A 23,809-nucleotide genomic window follows, 5' to 3' on the forward strand; every position below is an offset into this window, starting at 1 on the left:
GAGCAAGCCCGCTCCCACATTGGGTTTTGTGTAGGGCTCAGGGCCTGTCCCAGTACGGCACTTCGCCAAAGCACTCGACAAAGAAATCGATCACCGTACGCACCTTCACCGACAGCCGCCGGCTCCCCGGCCACAGCACCGCAATCTGCTGCGGCTCCAGGCTGTTCGATACCTGATATTCGCCCAGCACTGGCACCAGCGTGCCGTCGCGCACCGCCTCACCAATCAGCCAGGACGGAAACATCACCAGCCCCAGGCCTTGCTCGGCGGCCTGGGTGAGGGTGTCGGCGTGGTTGCCGGTGATCGGACCTTTGACCGAGTACGGCGTCCAGTCGCCCTGGTGCTGACGGAAGAACCAGCGCTGCTGACCGGTCGCACCTTTGTAGGCCAGGCATTGGTGTTGCGCGAGTTCGTCGGGATGCTGCGGTGTGCCATGGCGCTTGAGATACGCCGGGCTGGCCGCGACCTGAAAGCGGTGCGGCGCGAGGATCCGCGCCTGCATGCTCGAGTCGTGCATCGGACCGATGCGAAACAGCAGGTCGGCGCCTTCCTGCAACGGGTCGACGTAATGGTCGGTCTGCTGGATGTCCAGTTGCAGCTTCGGATAGCGCGCGCACAACTGACCGAGCCACGGCGTCAGATGACGTTGGCCGAACACCACCGGTGCGTTGATCCGCACCAGTCCGGTGGGTTCGCTTTGCTGCTCCTGCAACGCCTGCTCGGCTTCCTCCAGTTGCACCAGCACCAGCCGCGCATGGTGGCCGAGCATGCGCCCGGCCTCGGTCGGGGTGACGGCGCGGGTGTGGCGGTAGAGCAATTGCTGGTTCAGCGCCTGCTCCATCAACTGGATCTGCCGCGAAATCGAAGAGGGCGCCACACCCTCGCGGCGGGCGACTTCGGAAAAGCTGCCGTGGTCGAGCACCGCCACAAACAGCCTGAGTGCCTTGAATCCCAGTTCATTGAACCCGTGCATGAATCATCCTGCTGTGCATGTTGCGCAAAAGTGTTGTCCGGATACTCCCATTTATCGCACAGCTGCGCCAGCCGATAATCCGCGCCATCGTTTACTTGCACGGGTTTTGGTTATGCAGACGTTGGATGAAGTAAGTGTGGCGGCGCCGGCGACCCGGTCGTGGTTGCGCCTGTTGTTGCTGCCGCTGGTGATTCTGGCCGGCATGGGTTTGTCGGTGGAGGCCGGGTTGCTGGGGCCGTTGGGGGAGCAGGTCGGGCATCTGTGGGCGACCTTGAGCATCTTCGGTGTGGGTTCGGCGATTCTGTTTTTGCTGCTGTTGTTCGCCGGCCCGCAGAAAGGCCCGGCGCTGACCGAGCTGCCGCGCTGGCAATTGATCGGCGGCTTTCTCGGGCCGATGTACGTGGTGGTGCTGACCCTGGCGACGCCGCATATCGGGATCGCGATGACGATGATCGCGATCCTGTCCGGGCAGGTCGGCAAGAGTGTGCTGATCGACCATTTCGGCTGGTTCGGCGCGACGCGCAAGAAGGTCAATGCCGAGCGCTGGCTGGCGTTGGGGTTGATTGTGGTGGCACTGGTTCTGATTGCGCGGGGTTGAGAATATGAGTCTGGTTATTTTGTTGGCAGTGGTGGTGTTGGCGGGCGCGGTGTTGAGTGTGCAGGCAGCGATCAATGGGCGCCTCGGTGAAAGCGTCGGAGTGTTGCGCAGCAGTTTGCTGACGTTTTTCGTCGGGGCTGTGGTCACCGGGTTGTTGATTGTGTTTTTTGAGCCGGCGCATGCGGTGAGTTTGCTCGATGTGCCAAAGTGGCAGGTCTGCGGGGCGTTGTTTGGGGTGGTTTACATGATGGTCATGGTGGGGGCGGTGCCTGTTGTGGGGACTGCGGTGGCGACTGTTGCGGTGATCGTCGGGCAGCTTGGGATGGGGATGTTGATCGATAATTTTGGCTGGCTGGGGAATCCGGCGATCAAGCTTTCGTCTTCTCGGGTGTTGGCGATGGTTTGTCTGGGGTTGGCTTTGGTTTTTATGTATCGGAGCAGTGTTCGGGGTTCTGATTGAGTTTTGGGTGTATATCCGTTGCTGCGGTAACGGCGGCTTAGGGTTCCGCCCTTACGGCGGGTCACTTTTTCCAGACGCCGAAAAAGTAACCAAAAAGGCTTTACCCTGACGTTCGGCCCTCGCCTAGGCTCGGGTTCCTTCGCTGCGGGATTCATCCGGGGGGCAGCGCCTACGGTTTGCTTCGCTGCACCTCCTCTCGCTGTGTTTGGCTGCGCCAAACGGTCGCTGCGCTCCCACCCCCGGATAAATCCCTCCACTCAGCCTGCCGACGGGCCCTGAGATCAAAAGCGGTACTCGAGCTAACGCTCATTGTGTTGAGTGGGGCGGCTTCGCCGCTTGCGGGCACGCAATCTGAACTGTAGGAGCCAGCCTGCTGGCGATGGCGGCCTGCGAGCCGACCAGTCTCTAACTGACCACACCCCATCCCCCTGTGGGAGTGAGCTTGCTCGCGAAGGCGGCCTGACAGCCGACCAAACTCCAACTGAATGCACTCAATCCAACTGTGGGAGCGGGCTTGCTCGCGAAGGCGGCCAGCCAGTCGACCAAACTCCAACTGAATGCACTCAATCCAACTGTGGGAGCGGGCTTGCTCGCGAAGGCGGCCTGCCAGTCGACCAAACTCCAACTGAATGCACTCAATCCAACTGTGGGAGCGGGCTTGCTCGCGAAGGCGGCCAGCCAGCCAACCAAGCTCCAACTGAATGCACTCAATCCAACTGTGGGAGCGGGCTTGCTCGCGAAGGCGGCCAGCCAACCAAACTCCAACTGAACACACCCAATCCCATGCAGGAGCTGCCGAAGGCTGCGATCTTTTGATCTGGCTCTGGCTCTTGATGTGGCTTTTGATCTTTTGCCCCTTCGGCAGGCCGAGCGAAGGTGTCCATCAGGGGGTTAGGCGCGCAGCGCCATGCGGCGGAGCCGCATACATCGAGAGGAGGTGCAGCGAAGCAAACCGGAGGCGATGCCCCCGGATGGACACCGTAGCGAGGGAACACTGAGCCCAAGCGAAGTGCCGTACGCCGGGGCAAAGCCTTTTGGGTTACCTTTTCGGCGTCTGGAAAAGGTGACTCGCTGTAAGAGCGAAACCGCCAGCGGCAGCACCCGAAGCAACGGATATTCACCCACATCGCCAGCAGAAACGGATATTCACCCAATTCCCCAAAAAAACCAGATCAAAAGATCGCAACCTTCGGCAGCTCCTACACTGGTATCTACGGCTTATCCCAAAAGCCCCAGACAACCACCCAAAAAGGAGTCTGCCCCCATGCCCGACAGAAAATGCGATTGCCCCAACTGCAAATGCACGATCAAGGAAGGCGACCACGCCTACGCCGTGCACGGCAAACACTATTGCTGTGAAGCCTGCGCCCACCACCACAAGGACGGTGCGGAGTGTTCAAGCAAAGGCTGCCATTGCGCCCACCCCAAATAACCGCGCGCAAAAAAAGTGGAGCCTAATCAGGCTCCACTTGCAGTTTCAGGCTTTCATCATCCAGGCGTTCGATATGGCGCACGGTGCCAAGCAGTCGTCGGCCTTCAACCCAGACCACCACGGTTTTCGCCTGGTCCAGGTCTTCCGGTAACGGCGCCGGCACGCGCACGGCAAAGCGGTACGGGTCATCTTCGACGGGTTCCAGGCCCAGCTCACAGTCGACGCTCTTGGTGATACGGCCGAACAGGGTGTCGAGGCCGTAATCCAGATGCGCCAAGCTGAAGAGGTTGCTCATGTGTATCCCCCCGAAAAGTCGCCGTTGCCTGGCGGGAGTCTAGCCCGCCGGTCGCCATGTGACGTTTTCCACGCCGAATTTCTCCGCCATCGGTTTGCTGGTCTTTTGCACTTTTTCCCGGCCGAAACGCGGGATGCGACCCACACCGGCGTCGCAGCTTGCCCAGTGCCACGCCTCGGCGTTGTCCATTCTGTCCGAGCGGATAATGAACGACTTAGGCGTGCCGTGAAGGGTGTAATCGATGACAAACAGTTTTGCGTTGTTCATAAAGCCCGTATTCCTCCCTGTGGTATTAGAAGGATCGCGGCGCGTCGGGAAAATTCACTCGGATTGTCCGACGGTATCTATCGTTGTCGACGCTGTGACCGACTGGTTACCATGCGCCTTCCGCCAACCCCAATGAATGCTCGCCATGGCCCTCGCCGCACCCCCTGATCTCACGGATACCGATGTGCCGGTGCAACCGCTGGCGCGTACCTATCCGCGTGGGTTGTTCATCGAGCCGCACGAGCATGTCTGGGGTCAGTTGCTGTATGCGATGAGCGGGGTGATGTGGGTCGAGACCCCGCACGAGGCGCTGGTGGTGCCGCCGCAGCGCGCGGTGTGGTTGCCGCCCGGGGTGCCGCACGGGATTCGCGTTGTCTCGGACTTGCAAATGCGCAATATCTACCTGCGCCCGGCGCTGGCGGCGACGCTGGATCCGACGGTGCAGGTGATCGAGGTCGGTGGCCTGTTGCGTGAGTTGATCGTCGGGCTGGTGGAGCAGGGCGACAGCGGTGAGCCGGCTTATTACGACGCCTTGGTCGGGCTGGCGTTGCTGGAGCTCAAGCGCGCCCGGCGCTCACAATTGAAGATCCCGCTGCCGGACGATTCCGACCGGCGTCTGATGAACTTGTGTCAGGCAGTGATGGCGGCGCCGTCGCTGGACATTCCGTTCGAGCAGCACGCGGAAAACGCCGGGGCCAGTGTGCGGACGCTGGCGCGGCTGTTCAAGGACAGCCTTGGCATGGGCTTCGCCGAATGGCGGCGGCAGGTGCAACTGGCGACGGCGGTGGCGGAGTTGATTCAGGGCGTGCCGGTGAGCGCGATCGCTCGCGAGCTGGGATATTCGCCGAGCAGTTTCAGTGACATGTTCCGCCGCGAGCTGCGTGTGGCGCCTTCGCAATTTACGATCACCTGAACGCAACCCCTGTGGGAGCGGGCTTGCTCGCGAAAGCGGTGTGTCTGTGAAGCATAAGGTGACTGACCCGCCGCCTTCGCGAGCAAGCCCGCTCCCACATTTTTACCGTGTTGTACTCAGGATTACGGGACACCGTTTTCCCACACCGACCAGTGTTTCAGGATGTCTGCACCAGCGGACTGCCTGTGCGATAGAGGTTCTCCAGCTCCGGCTCCCCTGACACCGCAAAACAACTGTGGGAGCGGGCTTGCTCGCGAAAGCGGTGTGTCTGTGAAGCATAAAGGGACTGACCTGCTGCCTTCGCGAGCAAGCCCGCTCCCACAGGGGACGGCAGTGAACGCGGGGAATTGGCCGAAATTCAGAAGTCCTTGGCCGATACCTCTGCCGATCCTTCCCTAGACTTTGCCCATTCCTTTCACGCGGCGGAGTTTCCTCCCATGAACTACCTGATTTCGCTGGGCATCGGTCTCGGTGTCGGCCTGCTCTATGGCGCGCTGGATTTTCGTTCCCCGGCACCTCCGGCGATTGCGCTGGTGGGGCTTCTGGGCATGCTTGCGGGTGAGCAGCTGTGGCCGATGGGCCGGCAATTGGTCGCCGGTTGGCTGTCTTGAATGTCCTTTTTTTTCCTTTGGTGGATGTCCTCATGAAAGCACTGCAATTCGATAAAACCGGCGACCTGTCTTCCCTGCATTTCGTCGACGTACCGACCCCGGTGCCCGGCGCTGATGAAGTGCTGGTCGAGATCAAGGCGGCCGGTCTGAACCCCAGCGATGTGAAGAACGTGCTCGGGCGGTTTCCGTACACCACGTTGCCACGGATTCCCGGGCGTGATTTTGCCGGTGTCGTGGTCGAGGGGCCGCAGGCGTTGCTCGGTCAGGAAGTCTGGGGCACCGGGCGCGAGTTGGGCTTTTTCGCCGATGGCTCGCACGCGCAGTTCGTCAAGCTGCCGGCCAATGGCGTGGCGCACAAACCGTCGCACTTGAGTTTCGCCCAGGCCGCCAGCCTCGGCGTGCCGTACACCACGGCGTGGGATGCGCTGGAGCGTAGTTCGGTAAAGGCTGAAACCCGTTTGCTGGTGATCGGCGGCGGTGCGGTGGCCACGGCGGCGTTGGCGTTGGCCAAGGTACGCGGGGCGCAGATCCTCGCGGCCGCGCGTAGGCCGGAGCAGGTCAAGGAGTTGCAGGCGCAGGGCTTCCAGGCGATTCAGCTGGAGAAACCCGAAGACCTCGGCGCACAGGTCAACGCGGTGTATCGCGGCGGCGCTGACGTGATCTTCGACACCACCGGTTTCTGGCTGCCGGCCTCGGTCGCGGCATTGGCAGCGTTCGGGCGCATCGCGATCATCGCCGCACCGGTCGACGGCCATGTGCAATTGCCGGCGCTGGCGCTGTACCGCAAGGGCGGTTCGGTGGTCGGGATCAATTCGCTGCTGTACGGCGTGCAAGCCTGCGCAGCGATGCTGGAGCAATTTGGGCGGTTCTTTGATGAGGATCTGTTGCCGTTGCCGCAGGGGTTGGTGGAGGTGCCATTGGCGGAGGGGGTGGACAGCTACGCGCAGGTGAATCAAGGCAGTGGCGACAAGATAATTCTCATCCCCTGACACCACAAAACAACTGTGGGAGCGGGCTTGCTCGCGAAAGCGGTGTGTCAGCGAAGCAAATATTGACTGACACAGCGCATTCGCGAGCAAGCCCGCTCCCACATTTTTTACCGTGTTGTACTCAGGATTGCGGGACGCCGTTTTCCCACGCCGACCAGTTTTTCAGGATGTCTTGCACCAGCGGATTGCCGGCGCGATAGAGGTTCTCCAGCGCCGGCACGAACCCGCCCTGATCGGCGTACTTGAGCAGGTTGTCCACTTCGCTGCCGCCCGGCGCCGGACGATCAAAGTCAGAGCCTGCACGCACCACCGCCAGACGCTGCACATCCACCAGGCCTTCGCGACTGGCGCGCAACAAGGCCTCGTAGGTCGAGTTGTCTTCCTGTTGCGTGGTGCAATATTCACCCTGGTTGTCGGTCAGCAGTTTCGTCCAGACTTCGGCGCGTTCGCTCAGGCGTGTACCGGAGAACCAGGTGTTGCCCGCCAGTGTGTCGCAACGCGTGACCACTGGCGGCTGATTGGCCGGGGCTGACGGGTATTTCCGGCGCCAGGCCGCCGATTCCTTACTCTCGCTCAGTTCGACCTTATGGCTCAGGGCGAAGGCCTTGGCCTGCAATTTCGGGTTGAGTTCGAAGACTTCGGTCTTGTAGTCCAGCGGCGGTTTTTCGTTCGGTCCCTTGGTGTTGATGCCCAGGTAACCGGTCGGCCAGCTCGCCGGCGCGTCGCGCGAATCCAGCTCCCATTGGGTACCGAATTCCACCAGGTAGTGCGCCCACGCGGCGGTGCCGATGGTCCCGTGTTTGGGGCTGATGCCGGCGATCCCGGCGATCAGGAACCAGCTTTTGCGCAGGTCGAATTTCGGCGACAGCGCCAGTGCCAGGGTCGAGGCGGCGGCATTGGTCTGGCCCATGCCGGTGGTCAGCAGGCATACCTGTTGCGCGTTGCAGCGCACAGTCGGGTACTCGGCAGACAGGCCAGGCACGCGGATTTCCTGTTTCAGATCGAGGCGCTCGATCCAGTTCTGCGCCTCGGGGGCGAACATGGTGATCAGCACGACTTTCGGCTGGATCGGCGCTTCAGCCGCCCACGCCGTGGAAGAGAGCAGGGCCGCAGCGGCCAGGGTCAGACGCGTCATTGCTTGCATGAGAATCTCCTGAATTCAGAACTGGTAGCCGATGCCGGCGTAGTAACCCCAACCATTGGAGCGTGCGCGGAAATTGCCGTCGCCGAAGTTCAGCTCACTGCCGTCCTCCCAGTTGCCGCCGTTGTGGAAGTAACGGCCGACCAGGGTGAAGCGCAAGTGGGTGAACGAGTAGAGCAAGACGTTGGTCGCCACCGTGGCATTGGCGGTGCGCGCCGGGTTGTCCTTGTGGATGTCCGAGCCGAAGTCGAAGTTGGTGAAACCGATGTAGGTCAGCGACGCGCCGTTGCTGAATTTGTCGATGGGCACGATGTACTTGAGCTGCGCGCGGTAGCCGTCCCACGAATACTCATTGCTCGCGCCGTAGTTTTCCCACTGGTAGCGCCCGTACAGGTTGGCCGACAGGTTGACCCGCGAATGGGTGTCGATGTCGGTGCCGAAGCCGCTGTACAGGGTGTTGGCGCGGTTCTCTTTACGGCTGCCGTGATCGTAGATCCAGTCGAACGCCACGTACCATTCCTTGAACGGGCCGATGGCCAGGCTGCGGCCGGCGAGGTAGTCGATGGAGATGCGCGGCTCGTGCTCCATGAACACCGGTGAGCCGTGATCCCACACGCCTTTGTCGTGGCTGTTGCCGATGTTGAAGATTTTCGGAATGTCGACATAGCCGTACAGCTCGAACGGCCCCTTGCGCCCGAAGTACTCGTATTCCAGATAGATGTCGTCGGCCGGTTGCGGGCCGAAACTGATGTCTTTGCTGCCGATCAGCGTCAGGTCCTGGTTGTACCAGTCCGACAGATACGCACCTTGTTTGGGCGGGCTGGCCTCGGGGCTGAGGGTTTCGCCTTGCGCCGATTCTTCGGGAAGCGCCGGTTGCGCCAATGCGCTGTGGCTGAGAACTCCGGTAACGCCGGTCAGTAGCAAGGAAACAGCAAACGTGCGCGCAAACGGGGCGCGTAGAGGGGAAGCAGCGTGCATTCAAAGTCCTTTTTTTGCGGATCGAGGCCCGGGTTCTGCGGGTCTGTACGGTTTTGTTACGAAAAAGCGGTTATAGGCAGGTCGCAAACGTTTGCACAAGGCGTACCAGTTTCTTTTAAACGCTGAAATTCTCCTGTGGGAGCGGGCTTGCTCGCGAAGGCGTCGGGTCAACTGACACATCCTTCACCGATACACCGCTTTCGCGAGCAAGCCCGCTCCCACAGGGTTGGTCAGCCGTCGCCAGATCCAGTGTTTACTGGCCGAAACCCCCGTTCCAGACGGCCCTAGTATTAAAGTATTAACACCATTTAATCAGTGCTCCATGGCGGGGCGTCTACTAGCTTGTCACCCAGAACGCGGTTTTGTGATGACCGTCGCTGTCTTGATTCGCGTGTGGAATAAGTAGGGTTTGCACGCCTTCAAGGAAGAATTTGGCCACGACAAGGAGTAGCCCGTGGAAGCAAGGTTTGGTGTCGCCCTCGTTTCGCGTTTTTCCCCTCTTTCCCTTGCCGTGCACTTGAGCGTTGCCGGACTGTTGTTCGGCGGCGTCAGCGCACCTGCACTGGCCACATGCTCCACGGCGGGTTCCACAGTGACCTGTACCGGCGTGCCGAGTCTGCCGCTGTTTCTCAACAATTTCGCCAGTGCCACCAACGGCCTGACGGTCAACGTCAACTCCGGGGCGCAGATGAACGCGACGCTCGGCGGCCACGTGATGGACCTGACCGGGGTCAACATCAGCCTGAACAACTCCGGGACGATCGACCCGGCGCTGCTCGGGCTGGTCTCGGTGTTGAGCGGCGGCGCCTTCATCGGCACCGGCGCAACCAGTACGGTCAGCGTGCTCAACAATGCCAGCGGGATCATTCGCGGTACCGGCATGTTGCTCGGGCTCAACCTGACCAGCATCGACGGCTTGGCGATTGGCGTGAACAACGCCGCGGCCGGCACCACCAGCATCACCAACAACGGCACCATCACTTCGACCGGACTCTCGATCGGCGGCATCACCCTGGCCGATACTCCGGTGGTTGGCGTGTACGGTGGTTCGCAGGTCAACATGACCAACAGCAGCACCGGCGTGATCAACGGCCGGATTGCCTTCGAGACCTCGGCGGCGGGCAACACTTTCACCAACGCTGGTGCGATCACTGGCGGCGTGTCGATGGGCGCGGCCAGTACCAACACCTTCACGGCGGTAACCGGCTCCAGCGTCAACGTGGGTGACGGCGTACAGATCAGCGTGGGCCTCGGCGGGCTGATCGGCATCAACCTGACCTTCGCACCCACCGGTACCGTCGACGGTGGCGCAGGCGGCACCAACAGCCTGATTCTGCAGAACCCGAGCGGCGTCGGCGGCGGCATCACCGGGGTCGGCACGGCGTCCAGCGCGACCTACGTCAATTTCAACAACCTGACCATCAACAGCGGCACCTGGACCTTGCAGGGACCACTGGTCAGCGGCGCGACTACGCTCAATGGCGGTGTCGCCCAGTTCAACAACAACGCCACGTTCGGCAGCGGGGTGCTCACTTCCAACGGCGGGATCCTCCAGGCCAGCAACGCCGGGTTGAACCTCAACAACCAGATCTCCCTCGGTGCCGGTGGCGTGACCGTGCAGGGCACCAACGCGACGACCCTGAGCGGGGTGATTTCCGGCAGCGGCGGTCTGACCAAAATCGGCACAGGGCAACTGAGCCTCAGCGCCGCCAACACCTACCTGGGCAACACCACGCTCAACGGCGGCACGGTGCAGTTGGGCAACAACCTGGCGTTGAGCACCGGAACCCTCAACGTCACCGGCGCAACCACCTTGAGCGCGCCCGGCACGATCAACCTGAGTAATGCCATCAGCCTCAACGGTACCTTGACGGCCGGCGGCACGGGCGCGCTGACCCTCGGCGGCTTGATCAGCGGCAGCAGTGGCCTGACCAAAACCGGCAGCGGCAGCCTGACCGTCAGCGGCGCCAACAGCGGCTTCACCGGCACCACCACCGTCAGCGCCGGCAGCCTGCTGGTGACCAACAACAACTCGCTGGGCAGTGGTGCACTGAACACCGCCGCCGGCACCAGTCTGGACAGCACCGCCAACGTCACACTGGCCAACAACATCGGCATGACCGGCGCGCTCAACGTACTCGGAAGCAATGCGCTGACCCTCGGTGGCGTGTTGTCCGGCACCGGCGGGATTACCAAATCCGGCAGCGCCAGCCTGACGTTGACCGGCAACAACACCAACAGCGGCAACACCTTGCTCAATACCGGTAGCCTGTTGGTGGGCAGCAACACCGCGCTGGGCACGGGCGCGTTGAATACGGCCGCCGGAACCACGCTGGATGCGACGGCGGCGGTGACGTTGGCCAACGCCGTTGCGGTAACCGGGGCGCTGACCCTTGGCGGCACGCAGGCGCTGGGCCTGAGCGGCGTGGTCAGCGGCACCGGCAACCTGATCAAGAACGGCACCGCGAACCTCAGCCTCAGTGGCAACAACACCTTTTCTGGCGGCACTGCGCTGAATGCCGGTACGCTGATTGTCGGTTCCAACACCGCGCTGGGGACGGGTGCCTTGACCACGGCGGCAGGCACTACGCTCGATGCCAGCACGGCCGTTGCGCTGACCAACGCAGTCTCACTCGGCGGCAACTTGAACGTCGGTGGCAGCGCCAACCTGACCCTCGGCGGCATCGTCAGCGGCAGCGGCGGGCTGACCAAGAATGGCGCGGCCAATCTGATTCTCAATGGTGCCAACACCTTCCTCGGTGCCGTGGCTTTGAACGCGGGCACGATTACTGCCGGCGCGAATGCGGCGCTCGGCAGCGGCAACGTCACCGTCGGCGGCGTGGCGACTCTGGACAGCAATGCGGCGGTGACGCTGAACAACAACGTCATTCTCAATAACAGTCTGGGGATTGGCGGCAGCAACGCGCTGACCCTCGGTGGCGTGATCAGCGGCACCAGCCAACTGGTAAAAAACGGCGCCGCCAATCTCACCCTCAGCGGCACCAATACCTACAGCGGCGGCACCACGCTGAATGCCGGTAGCCTGACCGTCGGCAACGGCGCGGCACTGGGCACCGGCGCCTTGTCGGTGGAAGGTGCGGGCACACTCAACAGCAGTTCGGCCGTGACCCTGAACAACAATGTCATTCTCAACGCTAATCTGACTGCTGGCGGCGCCAATGCACTGACCCTCGGCGGGGTGATCAGCGGCGGCAACGGCCTGATCAAGACCGGGGCATCGAGTCTGACCCTGACCGGCAACAACACCTACACCGGCACCACAGCACTGAATGCCGGGTCACTTATCGTCGGCTCCAACACCGCACTCGGCACCGGCACACTCAACGCGTCGAACGGCACCACTCTCGATGCCAGCACCGCCGCGACCCTGGCCAACAACGTCAACCTCGCCGGCACGCTGGCCGTGGGTGGCACGAATGCGCTGACCCTTGGCGGTGTGGTCGCCGGCATCGGTGGGCTGACCAAGAACGGCGCGGCCGACCTGACCCTCAATGGCGCCAACACCTATTTCGGTAACACCGCGCTGAACACCGGCAAACTGACCGTCGGCAGCAACAGCGCGCTGGGCGCCGGTACGCTGAACGCGGCGGCCAACACCACGCTGGATGCAAACACGGCGGTCAGCCTGAACAATGCCGTGGCACTCGCCGGTGCCTTGAACATCGGCGGCACGGCGAATATGACGCTGACCGGTCTGGTCAGCGGCGCCGGCAGTCTGGTGAAAGACGGCGCGGCCAACCTGATTCTCAATGCGGCCAACAACTACCTCGGCGGCACCACCCTTAACGCCGGTACGCTGACCGTTGGCAACAGTTCGGCGCTGGGTTCCGGCGCTTTGACTGTCGCTGGCGCTGCCACACTGGACAGCAATTCGCCGCTGGTCAGCCTCAACAACGCGGTCGCCTTGAATGCGGCGCTGACCGTGGGTGGCACACAGAATCTCACCCTTGGCGGCGTCACCAGCGGCACCGGCCAGTTGATCAAGAACGGCGCGGCCAATCTCACCCTCAACGGCAACAACACTTTCAGCGGCGGCACCACCCTCAACGCCGGTACCCTGACCCTGGGCAATGCCAACGGTCTGGGCAGCGGCGGCTTGACCGTCGGCGGTGCGGCGACTCTGGATAACAGCGCCTCGTTCGGCATCGGCAACGCAATCACCCTCAACGCCGGCCTGACGGTGGCCGGCAATAACGACCTGAGCCTCAACGGCATCATCGACGGCGCCGGCAGCCTGACCAAAAACGGTTTGTCTGACCTGACTCTGGCCGGCAACAACACTTTTACCGGCGCACTGAACATCGTCTCCGGCAGCGTCACCACCCTCAACAGCAATGCGCTGGGCAGCACTTCCGGCGTCAACATCAGTGCCGGTGCCGGCCTGAATCTCGGTAGCGATGCCAGCCTCGGCGCGCTGACCGGCAGCGGCAGTGTGCAACTGACCGGCAGCAATACCCTGACTGTCGGAGGCGGTAACGTCACCAGTACGTTTGACGGTGATCTCAGTGGCAGTGGCGGCCTGACCAAAATCGGCACCGGTACTTTGAACCTCACTGGCATCAACGGCATCACCGGCAATACCGCGATCGATGGCGGTATCGTGAACCTGAGCGGTTCGCTGGGCAGTGCGCAGGTCAACGTCAACACCGGTGGCACGCTGACCGGTACCGGCTCGGCGCTCGGCGCGGTGAACATCAATAGCGGCGGTCATCTGGCGCTGTCATCGGGCAACACCCTGTCGGCGGGTGCACTGACCCTTGGGGCCGGCAGCAATGTCGATGTGGCGCTGGGGACACCGTCAACCGCGTCGCTGATGAACGTCGGCGGCAACCTCACCCTCGACGGCAATCTCAACGTCAGCGATGCCGGCGGTTTCGGCGTCGGCGTGTATCGCCTGTTCAACTACACCGGCGCCCTGACCAATCTCGGTCTGGACGTCGCCAGCGTGCCGGTCGGTTACGCCCTCGGCGATCTGGTGGTGCAGACTGGCGTGGCCAATCAGATCAACATTCAAGTGTCGGCACCGAACAGCAACATCCGTTACTGGGACGGCAGCCAGACCATCGCCAACGGCGTGGTCGATGGTGGCAGCGGCACCTGGAACGCGGTCGGGACCAACTGGACCGATGCCAACGGTCTGGTCAACCAGCCGTGGGCCGGTGACTTCGCGGTGTTCCAGGGCACCGCCGGCACCGTGACGGTGAACGGCACACAAGCGTTCACCGGCATGCAATTCCTTACCGATGGTTACAGCCTGGTCAACGGCGCGGCGGGGCAACTCACAGCGGTCAACGGCACCGGCGGCACTACTTCGTTGCGCGTCGATCCGGGTGTGACGGCGACCATCAATGCCAATATCGATGGCAGCGGCATTCTCAATAAACTCGACGCCGGCACCTTGGTGCTCGGCGGTGCCAACGCCTACACCGGCGGCACGCAACTGGACGGCGGAAAAATCATCGTCGGCAGCAACACCGCGCTCGGTACCGGCACGCTGACGGCGAATGCCGGCACACAGCTGGACAGCAACGCGGCGGTGACACTGGCCAACGCGGCGACACTCAACGGCAACCTCACCGTAGTCGGCAGCAATGCGCTGACCCTCAACGGCGTAATTGGTGGCACTGGTGGTTTGATCAAAACCGGCACGGCGAACCTGACCCTCGGCGGCAACAACGCCTTCCTCGGCCCGGTAGCCTTGAACGCCGGCGGGCTGATTCTGGCGTCGAACTCGGCGCTGGGTTCCGGCACCTTGAACGCGGCGGGCGGCACCACGCTGGATGCGAGCACGGCGGTTTCGCTGAACAACGCGGTCAACCTTGCGGGCAACCTCGGCATTGGCGGCACCGCAGATCTGACCCTGGCCGGCACGGTCAACGGCGCCGGCAGCCTGAGCAAAAACGGCGCAGCCAACCTGACACTCAGCGGCAACAACAACTTCCTCGGTGGCACCACCCTCAACGCCGGCATCCTGACCGCCGGTAGCAACTCGGCACTCGGCCTGGGCAACCTGACCGTGGCCGGCGCTTCGGCGCTGGACAGCAGCAGTGCGCTGAGCCTGGGCAACAACGTCGTGCTCAATGCCAATCTGAGCAACTCCGGCAGCAACAACCTGACCCTCGCTGGTGTGGTCAGCGGCGCGGGCGGGCTGATCAAGAATGGCGCGTCGAACCTGACGCTCAACGGCATCAACACTTACTCCGGTGGCACCACGCTGAACGCCGGTACGCTGACCCTCGGCACGGGCGGCTCCCTGGGCAGCGGCGCGCTGACTGTGACCGGCGCTTCGACCCTCGACAACTCCGCGCCTCTGTTACTGGCCAACAACCTCAACGTCAATGCCAACCTGAGTCTGGCTGGCAACAACAACCTGACCCTCGGCGGCGTGATCGCCGGGGCGGGCACCCTGACCAAGAATGGTCTGGCCGACGTGACACTGTCCGGCAGCAACACCTTCAGCGGCACTTTCGATGTGCTCTCCGGCAGTCTGACCACCCTGAGCGGCACGGCATTGGGCAACAACGCCACGGTCAATCTCGCGGGCGGCGCGGCGCTGAATCTCGGTGCTTCGGGCAGCCTCGCCAGCCTGACCGGCAGCGGTACCGCGCTGGTCGGCACCGGCAACAACCTGAGCCTGGGTGGCAACAACGTCAGCAGCACCTTCGCCGGTATCCTCAGCGGTGACGGCGGGCTGACCAAACTTGGCTCGGGTACGCTGACCCTCAGCGGCATCAGCGATCTGACCGGCGATACCAACGTCAACGCCGGCACCTTGCAGGTCAACGGTTCGCTGGCCAGCGGCAACGTGCTGGTCAACAGCGGCGGCACCCTCGGCGGCAGCGGCACCTTGACCGGTGCGGTGACGGTGGCCGATGGCGGGCATCTGGCGGGCGTTACCGGCAGTACGCTGAACGTGAGTTCGCTGGTGTTGAACGGCAACTCAAACTTCGACGTCGGCCTCGGCACACCGGTGTCCGGTGGCGGCAATGCGCTGGTGAATGTCGGCGGCAACCTGACCCTCGACGGCAACCTCAATGTCAGCGACATCGGTGGATTCGGTAGCGGCGTGTATCGGCTGATCAACTATACCGGCGGCCTGACCGACAACGGCATGCTGATCGGCACGGTGCCGGGCAGCGTCACCCCGGGCGATCTGACCCTGCAAACCGCGCTGGCCAATCAGATCAACCTGCTGGTCACCGCACCGGGCGTCACCGTGCAGTTCTGGGACGGCAACCAACTGGTGGCCAACGGCTCGGTGGAGGGCGGCAGCGGTACCTGGGGCACCGGCACCACCAACTGGACCGACGTCAACGGCACCACCAATCAGGCCTGGACCAACAACTTCGCGGTGTTCCAGGGCGCGGCGGGCACGGTCACCGTCAACGGCGCACAAACCATCACCGGCATGCAGTTCGTCACCGACGGCTACAGCCTGGTGAACGGCACGGCGGGTTCGCTGAATCTGGTCAACGGTTCGCTGGGCAATGCCACGGTGCGGGTTGATCCGAACGCTACCGCGACCGTCGGCGTTGCGCTCAACGGCAGTGGCACGCTGGGCAAATACGACAGCGGGACACTGGTGCTCAACGCCGCCAACGGTTACACCGGCGGCACCGCGCTCAATGGCGGCAAGATCGTGGTCGGCAATAACGCGGCGCTGGGCACTGGCGTGTTGACTGCCGCTGACGGCACCGCACTGGACAGCAACGCGGCCGTCACGCTGGGCAACGCTGTGGTGGTGAACGGTGGCCTGACTGTCGCCGGCAGCAACGCCTTGACCCTCGACGGTGTCGTCAGCGGTGCGGGCAGCCTGATCAAGACTGGCGCATCGAGCCTGACCCTCAACGGCAGCAACACCTACAGCGGCGGCACGCAACTGGCTGGCGGCACCCTGGTGCTGGGCAACAACAGCGCAATCAGCAGCGGTGCATTGAGTGTGACCGGCAACGCCAGCCTCGACAGCAGCGCGGCGCTGCAACTGGCCAATGCCGTCAACCTCGGTGCGCAACTGACCCTGGCCGGCAATCAGAACACCACCCTGCTCGGTGCCATCACTGGCACCGGCAGTCTGGTGAAAAACGGTGCCGGCGATCTGGTGCTCAGCGGCGCCAATACCTACAGCGGCGGTACCACGTTGAATGCCGGCACTACGCGCGGTGACACCAGCAGCCTGCAAGGTGCGATCGTCAACAACGCGACGCTGACCTTCGAACAAAACGCCGACGGCAGCTACACCGGTAACCTTACGGGTGCCGGTACGCTGAACAAAACCGGTACGGGTGAGTTGCTGCTGACTGGCAATAACAGTTTCACCGGCAACACCTCGGTGCAGGCCGGCAACCTGATCGTCAACGGCGTGCTCAACAGCGCCAATGTCAGTGTCGCCAGCGGCGCGAGCATCGGCGGTGGCGGTCAGCTCGGTGGCGCCGTGCAACTGGCCGACGGTGCGACGCTGGCCGGTGGCGGCACCGCGACGCCGTTGTCGGTCGGTTCGCTGGCACTGTCCTCGGGGACCAATCTGGACTTCAGCCTTGGCTCGGCAACCAGTTCGACCACCGTGGTCAATGTCGCTGACAACCTGACCCTCGACGGTACGCTCAACGTCAGCAATGCCGGCGGGTTCGGTACCGGGGTCTATCAACTGTTCAGCTACGGCGGCAGCCTGACCGACAACGGTCTGGTCTATGGCAGCCTGCCGGTGTCAGAGGCCAATCTGACCCTGCAAACCGCGATCGCCAATCAGGTCAACCTGCTGGTGCAAGGTACGCCGGGTGAGGTGCAGTTCTGGAACGGTGGCAAAACCAATCCGGACGGCAGCATTGGTGGCGGCAGTGGCGTGTGGGGGCCGGGGACCAACTGGACTGATCCGAACGGCACCCAGGCACTCGTTTCGAATGGCCAGTTTGCGGTGTTCGGTGGTCAGGGCGGCACGGTCACCGTGCAGGGCAATCAGAACTTCACCGGCCTGCAATTCCTCGCCAATGGCTACAGCCTGACGCCGGGCGCCGGTGGCTCACTGACCCCGATCAACGGCACGGACGGTAGCCTCGCACCAGTACGGGTCAATGCCGGCGCGAGTGCGGAAATCTCCGCGCCGCTGGTGGGCACAGGGGGTATCGAGAAGCTTGATTCCGGCACGCTGGTATTGAGCGGCGCCAACACCTACAGCGGTGGCACCACGGTCAGCGGCGGTACGCTGGTCGGTAACACCACCAGCCTGCAAGGCAACATCCTCAACAACGCTTCGCTGTTGTTCTTGCAGAACTTCAACGGTCAGTTCAACGGATCGCTGCGCGGACTTGGTGCGATGCTCAAACGCGGGACCGGCACCTTGCTGTTGACCGGTGACAATCCATTCAGCGGCACCGTTTCGGTCGATCAAGGCGTGCTGCAGGTGGGTAGTCGTGCCGCGCGCGCCTCGCTGGGCGGACAAGTCACCGTGGCCAACGGTGCGGGTCTGAGCGGTAATGGCAGCGTCGGTTCGGTGGTCAACCATGGCGTTGTCGCCTCGGGTTCTGAAGCGGGCACCTTGAGCGTGGCCGGTAACCTGACCAACGCCAGTGACGGTGTGCTGGCGCTGACCGTCAGTTCGCCAACCGCAACGCCACTGGCAATCGGCGGCACGGCGACCCTGGGCGGCGGCTTGCAAGTGAACTCGCTGGCCCCGTTCACCGGCAACACCACGTATTCGCTGATCACGGCGGGCGGCGGTGTAAACGGCACTTTCAGCGCTGCAGACCTGCCGCAATACGCGTTCCTCAACAGCGCACTGGTGTATGACGCCAACGCGGTGAATCTGGTGGTCAGTCGCAATGGCAATTCCTTTGCCGATGTCGCCGCCACCGGCAACCAGTTCCGGACCGCCACTGCGCTGTCGAACAACGGCCCGGCGGGCGCAGCGTTGCAGAACGAAATCGTCAATCTCAGCGTGGCCGGTGCACGCAATGCCTTCGACAGTTTGTCCGGTGAGATCCACGCCAGCACCGCCAGCGCCATCCTCGAGGATTCGCGCTACGTGCGTGAGGCCGTCAACGACCGCATGCGTCAGCCATCGTGCAGCGCGCCGGATGATCCACGCCGTGCTCTGGCGCCGAGCGACAACCAACTGAGCAGCAACGGTTGCCACGGTGAAATGGTCGGCTGGGCGCGCGCACTCGGCGCCTGGGGAGAATCGGATGGTGACAGCAACAGCGCCAAGCTTGATCGCAACCTCAGCGGCTTCATGCTAGGTACCGACAAGCAACTCGATGACCAGTGGCGCGTGGGCATGGCCGCCGGTTACACCCGCAGCGACCTCGATGCGCATGATCGTCGCTCGGATGCCACTGTCGAAAGCTACCACCTGGCGGCCTACCTCAACTCGCAGTTCGATGCCTTGGCGGTGCGCCTCGGCGCGGCTTACAGCTGGCACGACATCGAAACCAAACGCGACGTCAGCGTCGGCGGCTACAACGACCGTCTGAAAGCCAACTACGACGCACGCAGTGCGCAGGTGTTCGGTGAAGTCGGTTACACGATTGAAGCTGGCGGCATTGCGCTTGAGCCGTTCGCCGGGCTGGCCTACGTCAATTACGACACCGACAAGGCCAAGGAGAAAGGCGGAGTAGGGCGCCTGGAGGCCGATGCCGATCAAGACATCACCTTCTCGACCCTTGGTGTGCGCGCCGGCAAGGTCATCACTCTGGCCAACGGTGGGCAATTCACCCCGCGCGCGGCCATCGGCTGGCGCCACGCGTTTGGTGACACCAAGCCTGACGCTGATCTGACCTTCATCGACGGCGGCGCGTCGTTCAGCACTCAGGGCGTGCCGATCGCCAAGGACAGCGCCATCGTCGAAGCGGGAGTGGACTTCCAGATCAGCCCGACCGGCAAACTCGGGGTTGGCTACTCGGGTCAACTGTCGAACGACAGCAACGACCATGCGATGACCATCAGCTTCAGCCTGGGCTTCTGAATTTAGGGTCGAAGTACTTTTAGCCGCCCGCAAGGGCGGTTTTTTTTAGGGCAAAAGGGTGGCTCATTCCTCAATCAGGAATCTGGGTGTAGCGCTCATTTTTTCCTGTCTTTGATTTGAACTTTCAGTTCGATTTCAACCCGTCGATCGACCGCCAGACATTCCTTCTGTTCTGGAAGTGACAGGTCTCTGGGGCAGTTCGATTTAGGCACTAGAGAGCCTTGGCCCAATCGTTTCACCTGTGCATCCGACAAATCGGCAAACAGATCCTTGATCTCGGTATACACACTGTCAGCACGTCGAATAGACAGGGCCATGTTGGAGTCTCCGGTTTTTAGCACTGGAATTCTGTCGGTGTGACCGGTGATGGTGGCAGACAGGATTTGCAGATTGTCGGCTTCCAGTTTGTGTTTGGTTTCCTGAGTAAAATTGGCAAGCTGGAGCTTTCCGTTGTCGCTGATTTTGTCTTCGTAAATATCGAAGAGCGTGTCGGTATTGACTGTCAGGCAGGTTTTGAAGCTGTTCTTTTTATCGGCAGGGGTGAGAACATTCAAACCACTACGGTCCAGCTCTATCTTGGCCTTAGCTACCCAGTTGTTTTTTTCATATGCAAGTAGTTGTACCAGGCTACGCTCGCCCAAGCCGTGCCAAAGAACATTGAAATGATGAACTATATTGGTTTTGTCACCGTCTTTGACGCAGCCGTAAATTGAAAGGTTGAATTCCTTTGCTACATCGCTGACGATTTTTTGATTGCTTTCGTTCAATGCGAGAGAGACATTTTTTTGTTGGATTCCGATTAGTCCGAAGCTCCCATCGATGAATTTTCCAAATACTGGAAGTGCAATTGTTGGAACTATGAAGATGGCAGTAAAAATTAATGCCCCTCGCATGCGTGCGCGACTTTGCTTGTTTTTGTCATCAATATCGGGGGCATCCGGCTTCCATTGGACCACCGCAAAATGCAATAAAAAACCACTAAGTAAAGGCGCGATGGTGGCTTCCAGACTACCCAGCCAGTAAGCGATAAAGAATACAATTGACAAAAATGAAAGGCAGGCGGCACCGTCGAGAAATCGAGATGTTCCCTTTTCGGTGAAAGCGGAGTGACCAAAGTAAAAAGACATGAATCCGAACAATAACCAGGTGCAATACAGTAAGCCGAACCCCAGTGCGATGAAGATAAATACCAAGCTGTCTGCAAGGTTAAGACCTGTGGGGAAAAAATTTATAGAAAACGCGCAATATCCCCACGTGACTAAAACGCCAAGGGTAATGATGGCTTTCGCTGCAAATGAGCCTTGTTTATTGATGTAGTCCAGTAATTCAGACACTGTGTTTCCTGCCATGGATTGTCGGTGGGGTAAGTTGTCCAATCCGCAGATGCGAAGAGGTAACGAACGATCCGGAAGAAGTGATGACTCTCCATCCCGGATCGCTACAGCAAGTGTTCAAGTCGCCAGACTGCTTTCCAACTCAAGCAGCAACCGGTCATTTTCTTCCATCGCCTGCGCCAGACTCCGGTCAAGCCTTTCACCCACCTCGATGATTTCGCGGTCGCGGTTCACGCCTAGAGGATCAAGCCTGTCCACCAGGTAAACAACAAAAGTGCTGGCTAGCCCTGTCAGTGCGCCGACGATGACCGCAGACAAAATCGCCCCCACAGTGCCGAGCCCGGTAATCAGCAGCATTTGTTTTTCGATGACTTCTTCAAGTGCGACACCGGCAATGATCACACCTCCGGCGCAAGTGATCTTGATCGCCTCGTGTGCTGCCTGACGCAGGGTGAGTCCCTCAGGAGGCAGCAACAGTGTCTTCAGTGCCTTGAGCAACGACAGGAACCCTTCACGGAACATGCGCACAGCACGTTTGCCCGTGGTGACAAAGACGTTGATCAGGGTGGTGACCAGGTTGGCCAGTACGCCGGCCACGAAGCCTGCGCCACCGGCAGCCAGCGCCGTTTGCCATTGATTGCCGACTCGTTTGGCAACGCGCCCGAGGCGCGCGCGTAGCTCCGGGACCAACGATTCGTGGCTTCGGCCATGGCGGTACAGGTCCATCAGTTCGTCGAACGTTGCGCTGAAAAACTCGATCAGCATGACGCCGAAGGCTTGTTGAAACGCCATTTTGCCGCCTTCCTTGAGGCTGGTCCTGGCAAGGTCCGCTTTGAACTTGTCGCTTTTGTAATAGGCGTCGTTGAGTTTCTTTTCATACTCGGCACGTGCTGCCTTGTCCTTCGCCAGCAGCAGATCAGGATTCTGCGCGATGGCTTCATGCTGTTTGAGCAGATTGAGGCGATTTTCTTCTTTAGGCGTCAGTTCGGTTTTCTCCGACAGCCGCTGCATTTCCTCCCGACGACTGACCGACTGCGTCTGCAGCTTTTCAACAAGTTCGGTGGCACTCAATTTACCTTTTGACTGGTTAAGCGCTTTCTTCGTCGGATTCAGATTGGAGTCGACATTTGCCAGTTTCGGTGCATCGAGATCGGCCAGCACTCGTCCCGGATCGGTATAAATTTCATTGGCTGAAATGGTGTGGTCGAGGTTGCGCGGATCCTGCTTCTTGTTCTGGCCGAAGGTCTCGTTTGTGTAGGCGTCCTTGAGGGTGCCCGATTGCTGAGCCAGAGTGTCTTTGGCGTTTTTGTCGGTGTAAGCCTTGTCCTTGTGAAATTTGTCCGAATCATAAGCAGGCAAGTCGGTGTACTTCCTGGCAGCAGCATCGCTGGCGTACACCTCATTCCTCGCGTTATTGATGGTGTCGACGTTGCCGCCTTTTTTATCGTAAACCGCGAGCACTCGACCCAACCCGAAAGGTACCGCAATAGCCTGCAACACCTCGCGTCTACTGTCCCCGATGAGTTGCTCGAAACGTTCCTGATTGAACGCTTGCGAGTAGCCTTTGAGCGCTTCCTGGGCTTCATCATCCGTGACGTCAAGCTCCACCGAAAAATCAGCGGCAAGAAAATCGTCCTCCAACAGCAGAGGGCTCAGGGGCTCCTCAAGCAATTGTCGAGCAAGGTCAGCCTCGGGCAACCCGACAAGGCGGGTCGCACTGGCAACCGTTGCTTGCTGGCGTTGCCGGGCTTTGAAACGTTCGATTCGATCCGTCATGGCAGTTCTCCTATCAAGCAGCGGCAGACAGCTGTGCCCATCCCGAGCGAAACGCTTTCTGCGGCTCACTCATTTCACCGTTCAGGGTCGTGACGAAATCGATGATTTCATCGAACAACGCTTGCGCCTCGATTCCGGTTTCTCGTGCTCGGATGAAAGCCTCCTTGAGCGTCGGAGGATTGTTAGCGAGCAGATTCATCGCTGCTTGAACTTTGGCGGGCAGGAAGTCGCCACCCATGCCCAGCAGGAACTCATTGATTTGCTGCTTATCCTCTTCACTGGCGCCGCCATTGCACGCGGCGCTCGCCTGTGCAACGGCTTGCATGGCAATCAGCATGCGGAAATAGGCTTCATGGCTGTCAATGCACGCCTTGGCTTTTGCGAGCGCCTCGCAGAAGCGCCTTTCCCTGACCTCACTCTTCGCCTTTTCGCGGTTCTCGCCGCGAGTTTCAGCATTTTTTTCCTTGCGCTCTTCCAGTTCTTTTTTGGCATTCCAATAGGTCGCCATCGAGGTTCCGAAGTCGGCTACATAGTCCCGGGAACTGTCGTAACCGCTGGTGATGGTTTCGCGGGTGAAATCGTAAGCATCACTCAGGACATCGCCCACTTTGTCAGCAGCGTCCACAACGGATTCAACGGCTGTGGTGTAAACGTCTGCCACAACGTCGGCGGCATTGGAGGCGGTTTCGACAGTGGAGTTGTAGGCATCGGATACGGCATCGCCAACCTTTTCGGCTGCTTCAGTCACGACGTCAGTCACCGCATCGGCGGCATCGGAAATCGTTTCGACGGTGGCGCCATACAGATCGCCGACTTTGTCTCCAACGATGTCAGCGGCTTCTGCAACGGTCTCGCGGGTCGCATCGAATGCGCGGCCGACCGCGCTGGTGATAGAGGAGAAAATGAATGTCGTGTTGAAACTTTCTGGACAAAAGGGCTCGGGTTCGCGTCGCCAAGAATCAATAAAGGAGCCAGTTTCGGTTGGTTTGGAGGCGCGTTGTTTCATAGTAGTCCCTGACTTTGAATGAAGCGTTGCGCGATTCTCCCTGGTTGAAGGGTGATGT

Annotated in this window: 16 protein-coding genes; 8 read left to right on the forward strand and 8 right to left on the reverse strand. The window is 61.1% G+C overall.

From position 1 onward, the window contains the following. Positions 1-37: 37 nt before the first annotated feature. Positions 38-973 carry a LysR family transcriptional regulator gene (locus tag AC1RBR_RS09755; RefSeq protein WP_492564059.1) on the reverse strand — a complete coding sequence of 312 codons (936 nt, stop codon included), beginning with the start codon at positions 971-973 and terminating at the stop codon, positions 38-40. Between the two features lie 112 nt (positions 974-1,085). On the opposite strand from AC1RBR_RS09755, the gene AC1RBR_RS09760 reads away from it, so the two are divergent. From AC1RBR_RS09760 to AC1RBR_RS09775, 4 genes are all read left to right on the forward strand, one after another. Further along, positions 1,086-1,571 (forward strand): DMT family transporter, encoded by a 486-nt coding sequence (locus AC1RBR_RS09760; RefSeq protein ID WP_253151894.1) that lies wholly within the window; start codon positions 1,086-1,088, stop codon positions 1,569-1,571. A gap of 4 nt (positions 1,572-1,575) precedes the next feature. After that, positions 1,576-2,031, forward strand: coding sequence for a DMT family transporter (locus AC1RBR_RS09765; protein ID WP_492564062.1), 456 nt, complete (start codon positions 1,576-1,578; stop codon positions 2,029-2,031). 514 nt (positions 2,032-2,545) lie between these two features. Next, positions 2,546-2,800: a hypothetical protein gene (locus AC1RBR_RS09770; protein ID WP_492564063.1), complete on the forward strand. Its 255-nt coding sequence runs from the start codon at positions 2,546-2,548 to the stop codon at positions 2,798-2,800. Positions 2,801-3,295: 495 nt separating this feature from the next. Beyond that, positions 3,296-3,463 (forward strand): metallothionein, encoded by a 168-nt coding sequence (locus AC1RBR_RS09775; protein ID WP_115985675.1) that lies wholly within the window; start codon positions 3,296-3,298, stop codon positions 3,461-3,463. Between the two features lie 22 nt (positions 3,464-3,485). On the opposite strand, the gene AC1RBR_RS09780 is transcribed toward AC1RBR_RS09775, so the two are convergent. After that, positions 3,486-3,758, reverse strand: coding sequence for a hypothetical protein (locus AC1RBR_RS09780; RefSeq protein ID WP_492564066.1), 273 nt, complete (start codon positions 3,756-3,758; stop codon positions 3,486-3,488). A 39-nt stretch (positions 3,759-3,797) separates the two neighbouring features. Then, complete coding sequence (locus tag AC1RBR_RS09785) at positions 3,798-4,025, reverse strand: DUF6555 family protein (RefSeq protein WP_095138739.1); 228 nt, start codon at positions 4,023-4,025, stop codon at positions 3,798-3,800. Positions 4,026-4,161: 136 nt separating this feature from the next. On the opposite strand from AC1RBR_RS09785, the gene AC1RBR_RS09790 reads away from it, so the two are divergent. From AC1RBR_RS09790 to AC1RBR_RS09800, 3 genes are all read left to right on the forward strand, one after another. Then, positions 4,162-4,938: an AraC family transcriptional regulator gene (locus tag AC1RBR_RS09790; RefSeq protein WP_492564067.1), complete on the forward strand. Its 777-nt coding sequence runs from the start codon at positions 4,162-4,164 to the stop codon at positions 4,936-4,938. A 437-nt stretch (positions 4,939-5,375) separates the two neighbouring features. Continuing rightward, complete coding sequence (locus tag AC1RBR_RS09795; protein ID WP_095138741.1) at positions 5,376-5,549, forward strand: DUF1427 family protein; 174 nt, start codon at positions 5,376-5,378, stop codon at positions 5,547-5,549. A 32-nt stretch (positions 5,550-5,581) separates the two neighbouring features. Beyond that, positions 5,582-6,538: a quinone oxidoreductase family protein gene (locus AC1RBR_RS09800; RefSeq protein ID WP_492564069.1), complete on the forward strand. Its 957-nt coding sequence runs from the start codon at positions 5,582-5,584 to the stop codon at positions 6,536-6,538. A 121-nt stretch (positions 6,539-6,659) separates the two neighbouring features. Here the strand turns inward: AC1RBR_RS09800 and AC1RBR_RS09805 are convergent, their stop codons facing one another. Together AC1RBR_RS09805 and AC1RBR_RS09810 are read right to left on the reverse strand one after the other, a co-directional pair. Continuing rightward, complete coding sequence (locus AC1RBR_RS09805) at positions 6,660-7,682, reverse strand: purine-nucleoside phosphorylase (protein WP_492564071.1); 1,023 nt, start codon at positions 7,680-7,682, stop codon at positions 6,660-6,662. A 15-nt stretch (positions 7,683-7,697) separates the two neighbouring features. After that, complete coding sequence (locus AC1RBR_RS09810) at positions 7,698-8,657, reverse strand: nucleoside-specific channel-forming protein Tsx (RefSeq protein ID WP_115985668.1); 960 nt, start codon at positions 8,655-8,657, stop codon at positions 7,698-7,700. Between the two features lie 454 nt (positions 8,658-9,111). On the opposite strand from AC1RBR_RS09810, the gene AC1RBR_RS09815 reads away from it, so the two are divergent. Next, positions 9,112-19,635 (forward strand): autotransporter-associated beta strand repeat-containing protein, encoded by a 10,524-nt coding sequence (locus AC1RBR_RS09815; protein ID WP_492564073.1) that lies wholly within the window; start codon positions 9,112-9,114, stop codon positions 19,633-19,635. Between the two features lie 95 nt (positions 19,636-19,730). Here the strand turns inward: AC1RBR_RS09815 and AC1RBR_RS09820 are convergent, their stop codons facing one another. The 3 genes from AC1RBR_RS09820 to AC1RBR_RS09830 all read right to left on the reverse strand — a co-directional run bounded on the left by AC1RBR_RS09820 (position 19,731) and on the right by AC1RBR_RS09830 (position 23,751). After that, positions 19,731-20,969 carry a hypothetical protein gene (locus tag AC1RBR_RS09820; RefSeq protein WP_492564075.1) on the reverse strand — a complete coding sequence of 413 codons (1,239 nt, stop codon included), beginning with the start codon at positions 20,967-20,969 and terminating at the stop codon, positions 19,731-19,733. A 117-nt stretch (positions 20,970-21,086) separates the two neighbouring features. Continuing rightward, complete coding sequence (locus AC1RBR_RS09825; protein WP_492564077.1) at positions 21,087-22,745, reverse strand: hypothetical protein; 1,659 nt, start codon at positions 22,743-22,745, stop codon at positions 21,087-21,089. Between the two features lie 13 nt (positions 22,746-22,758). Beyond that, positions 22,759-23,751: a hypothetical protein gene (locus AC1RBR_RS09830; protein WP_492564078.1), complete on the reverse strand. Its 993-nt coding sequence runs from the start codon at positions 23,749-23,751 to the stop codon at positions 22,759-22,761. Positions 23,752-23,809: the final 58 nt, after the last annotated feature.

This window comes from Pseudomonas sp. GW823-FHT01D03, assembly GCF_058798255.1.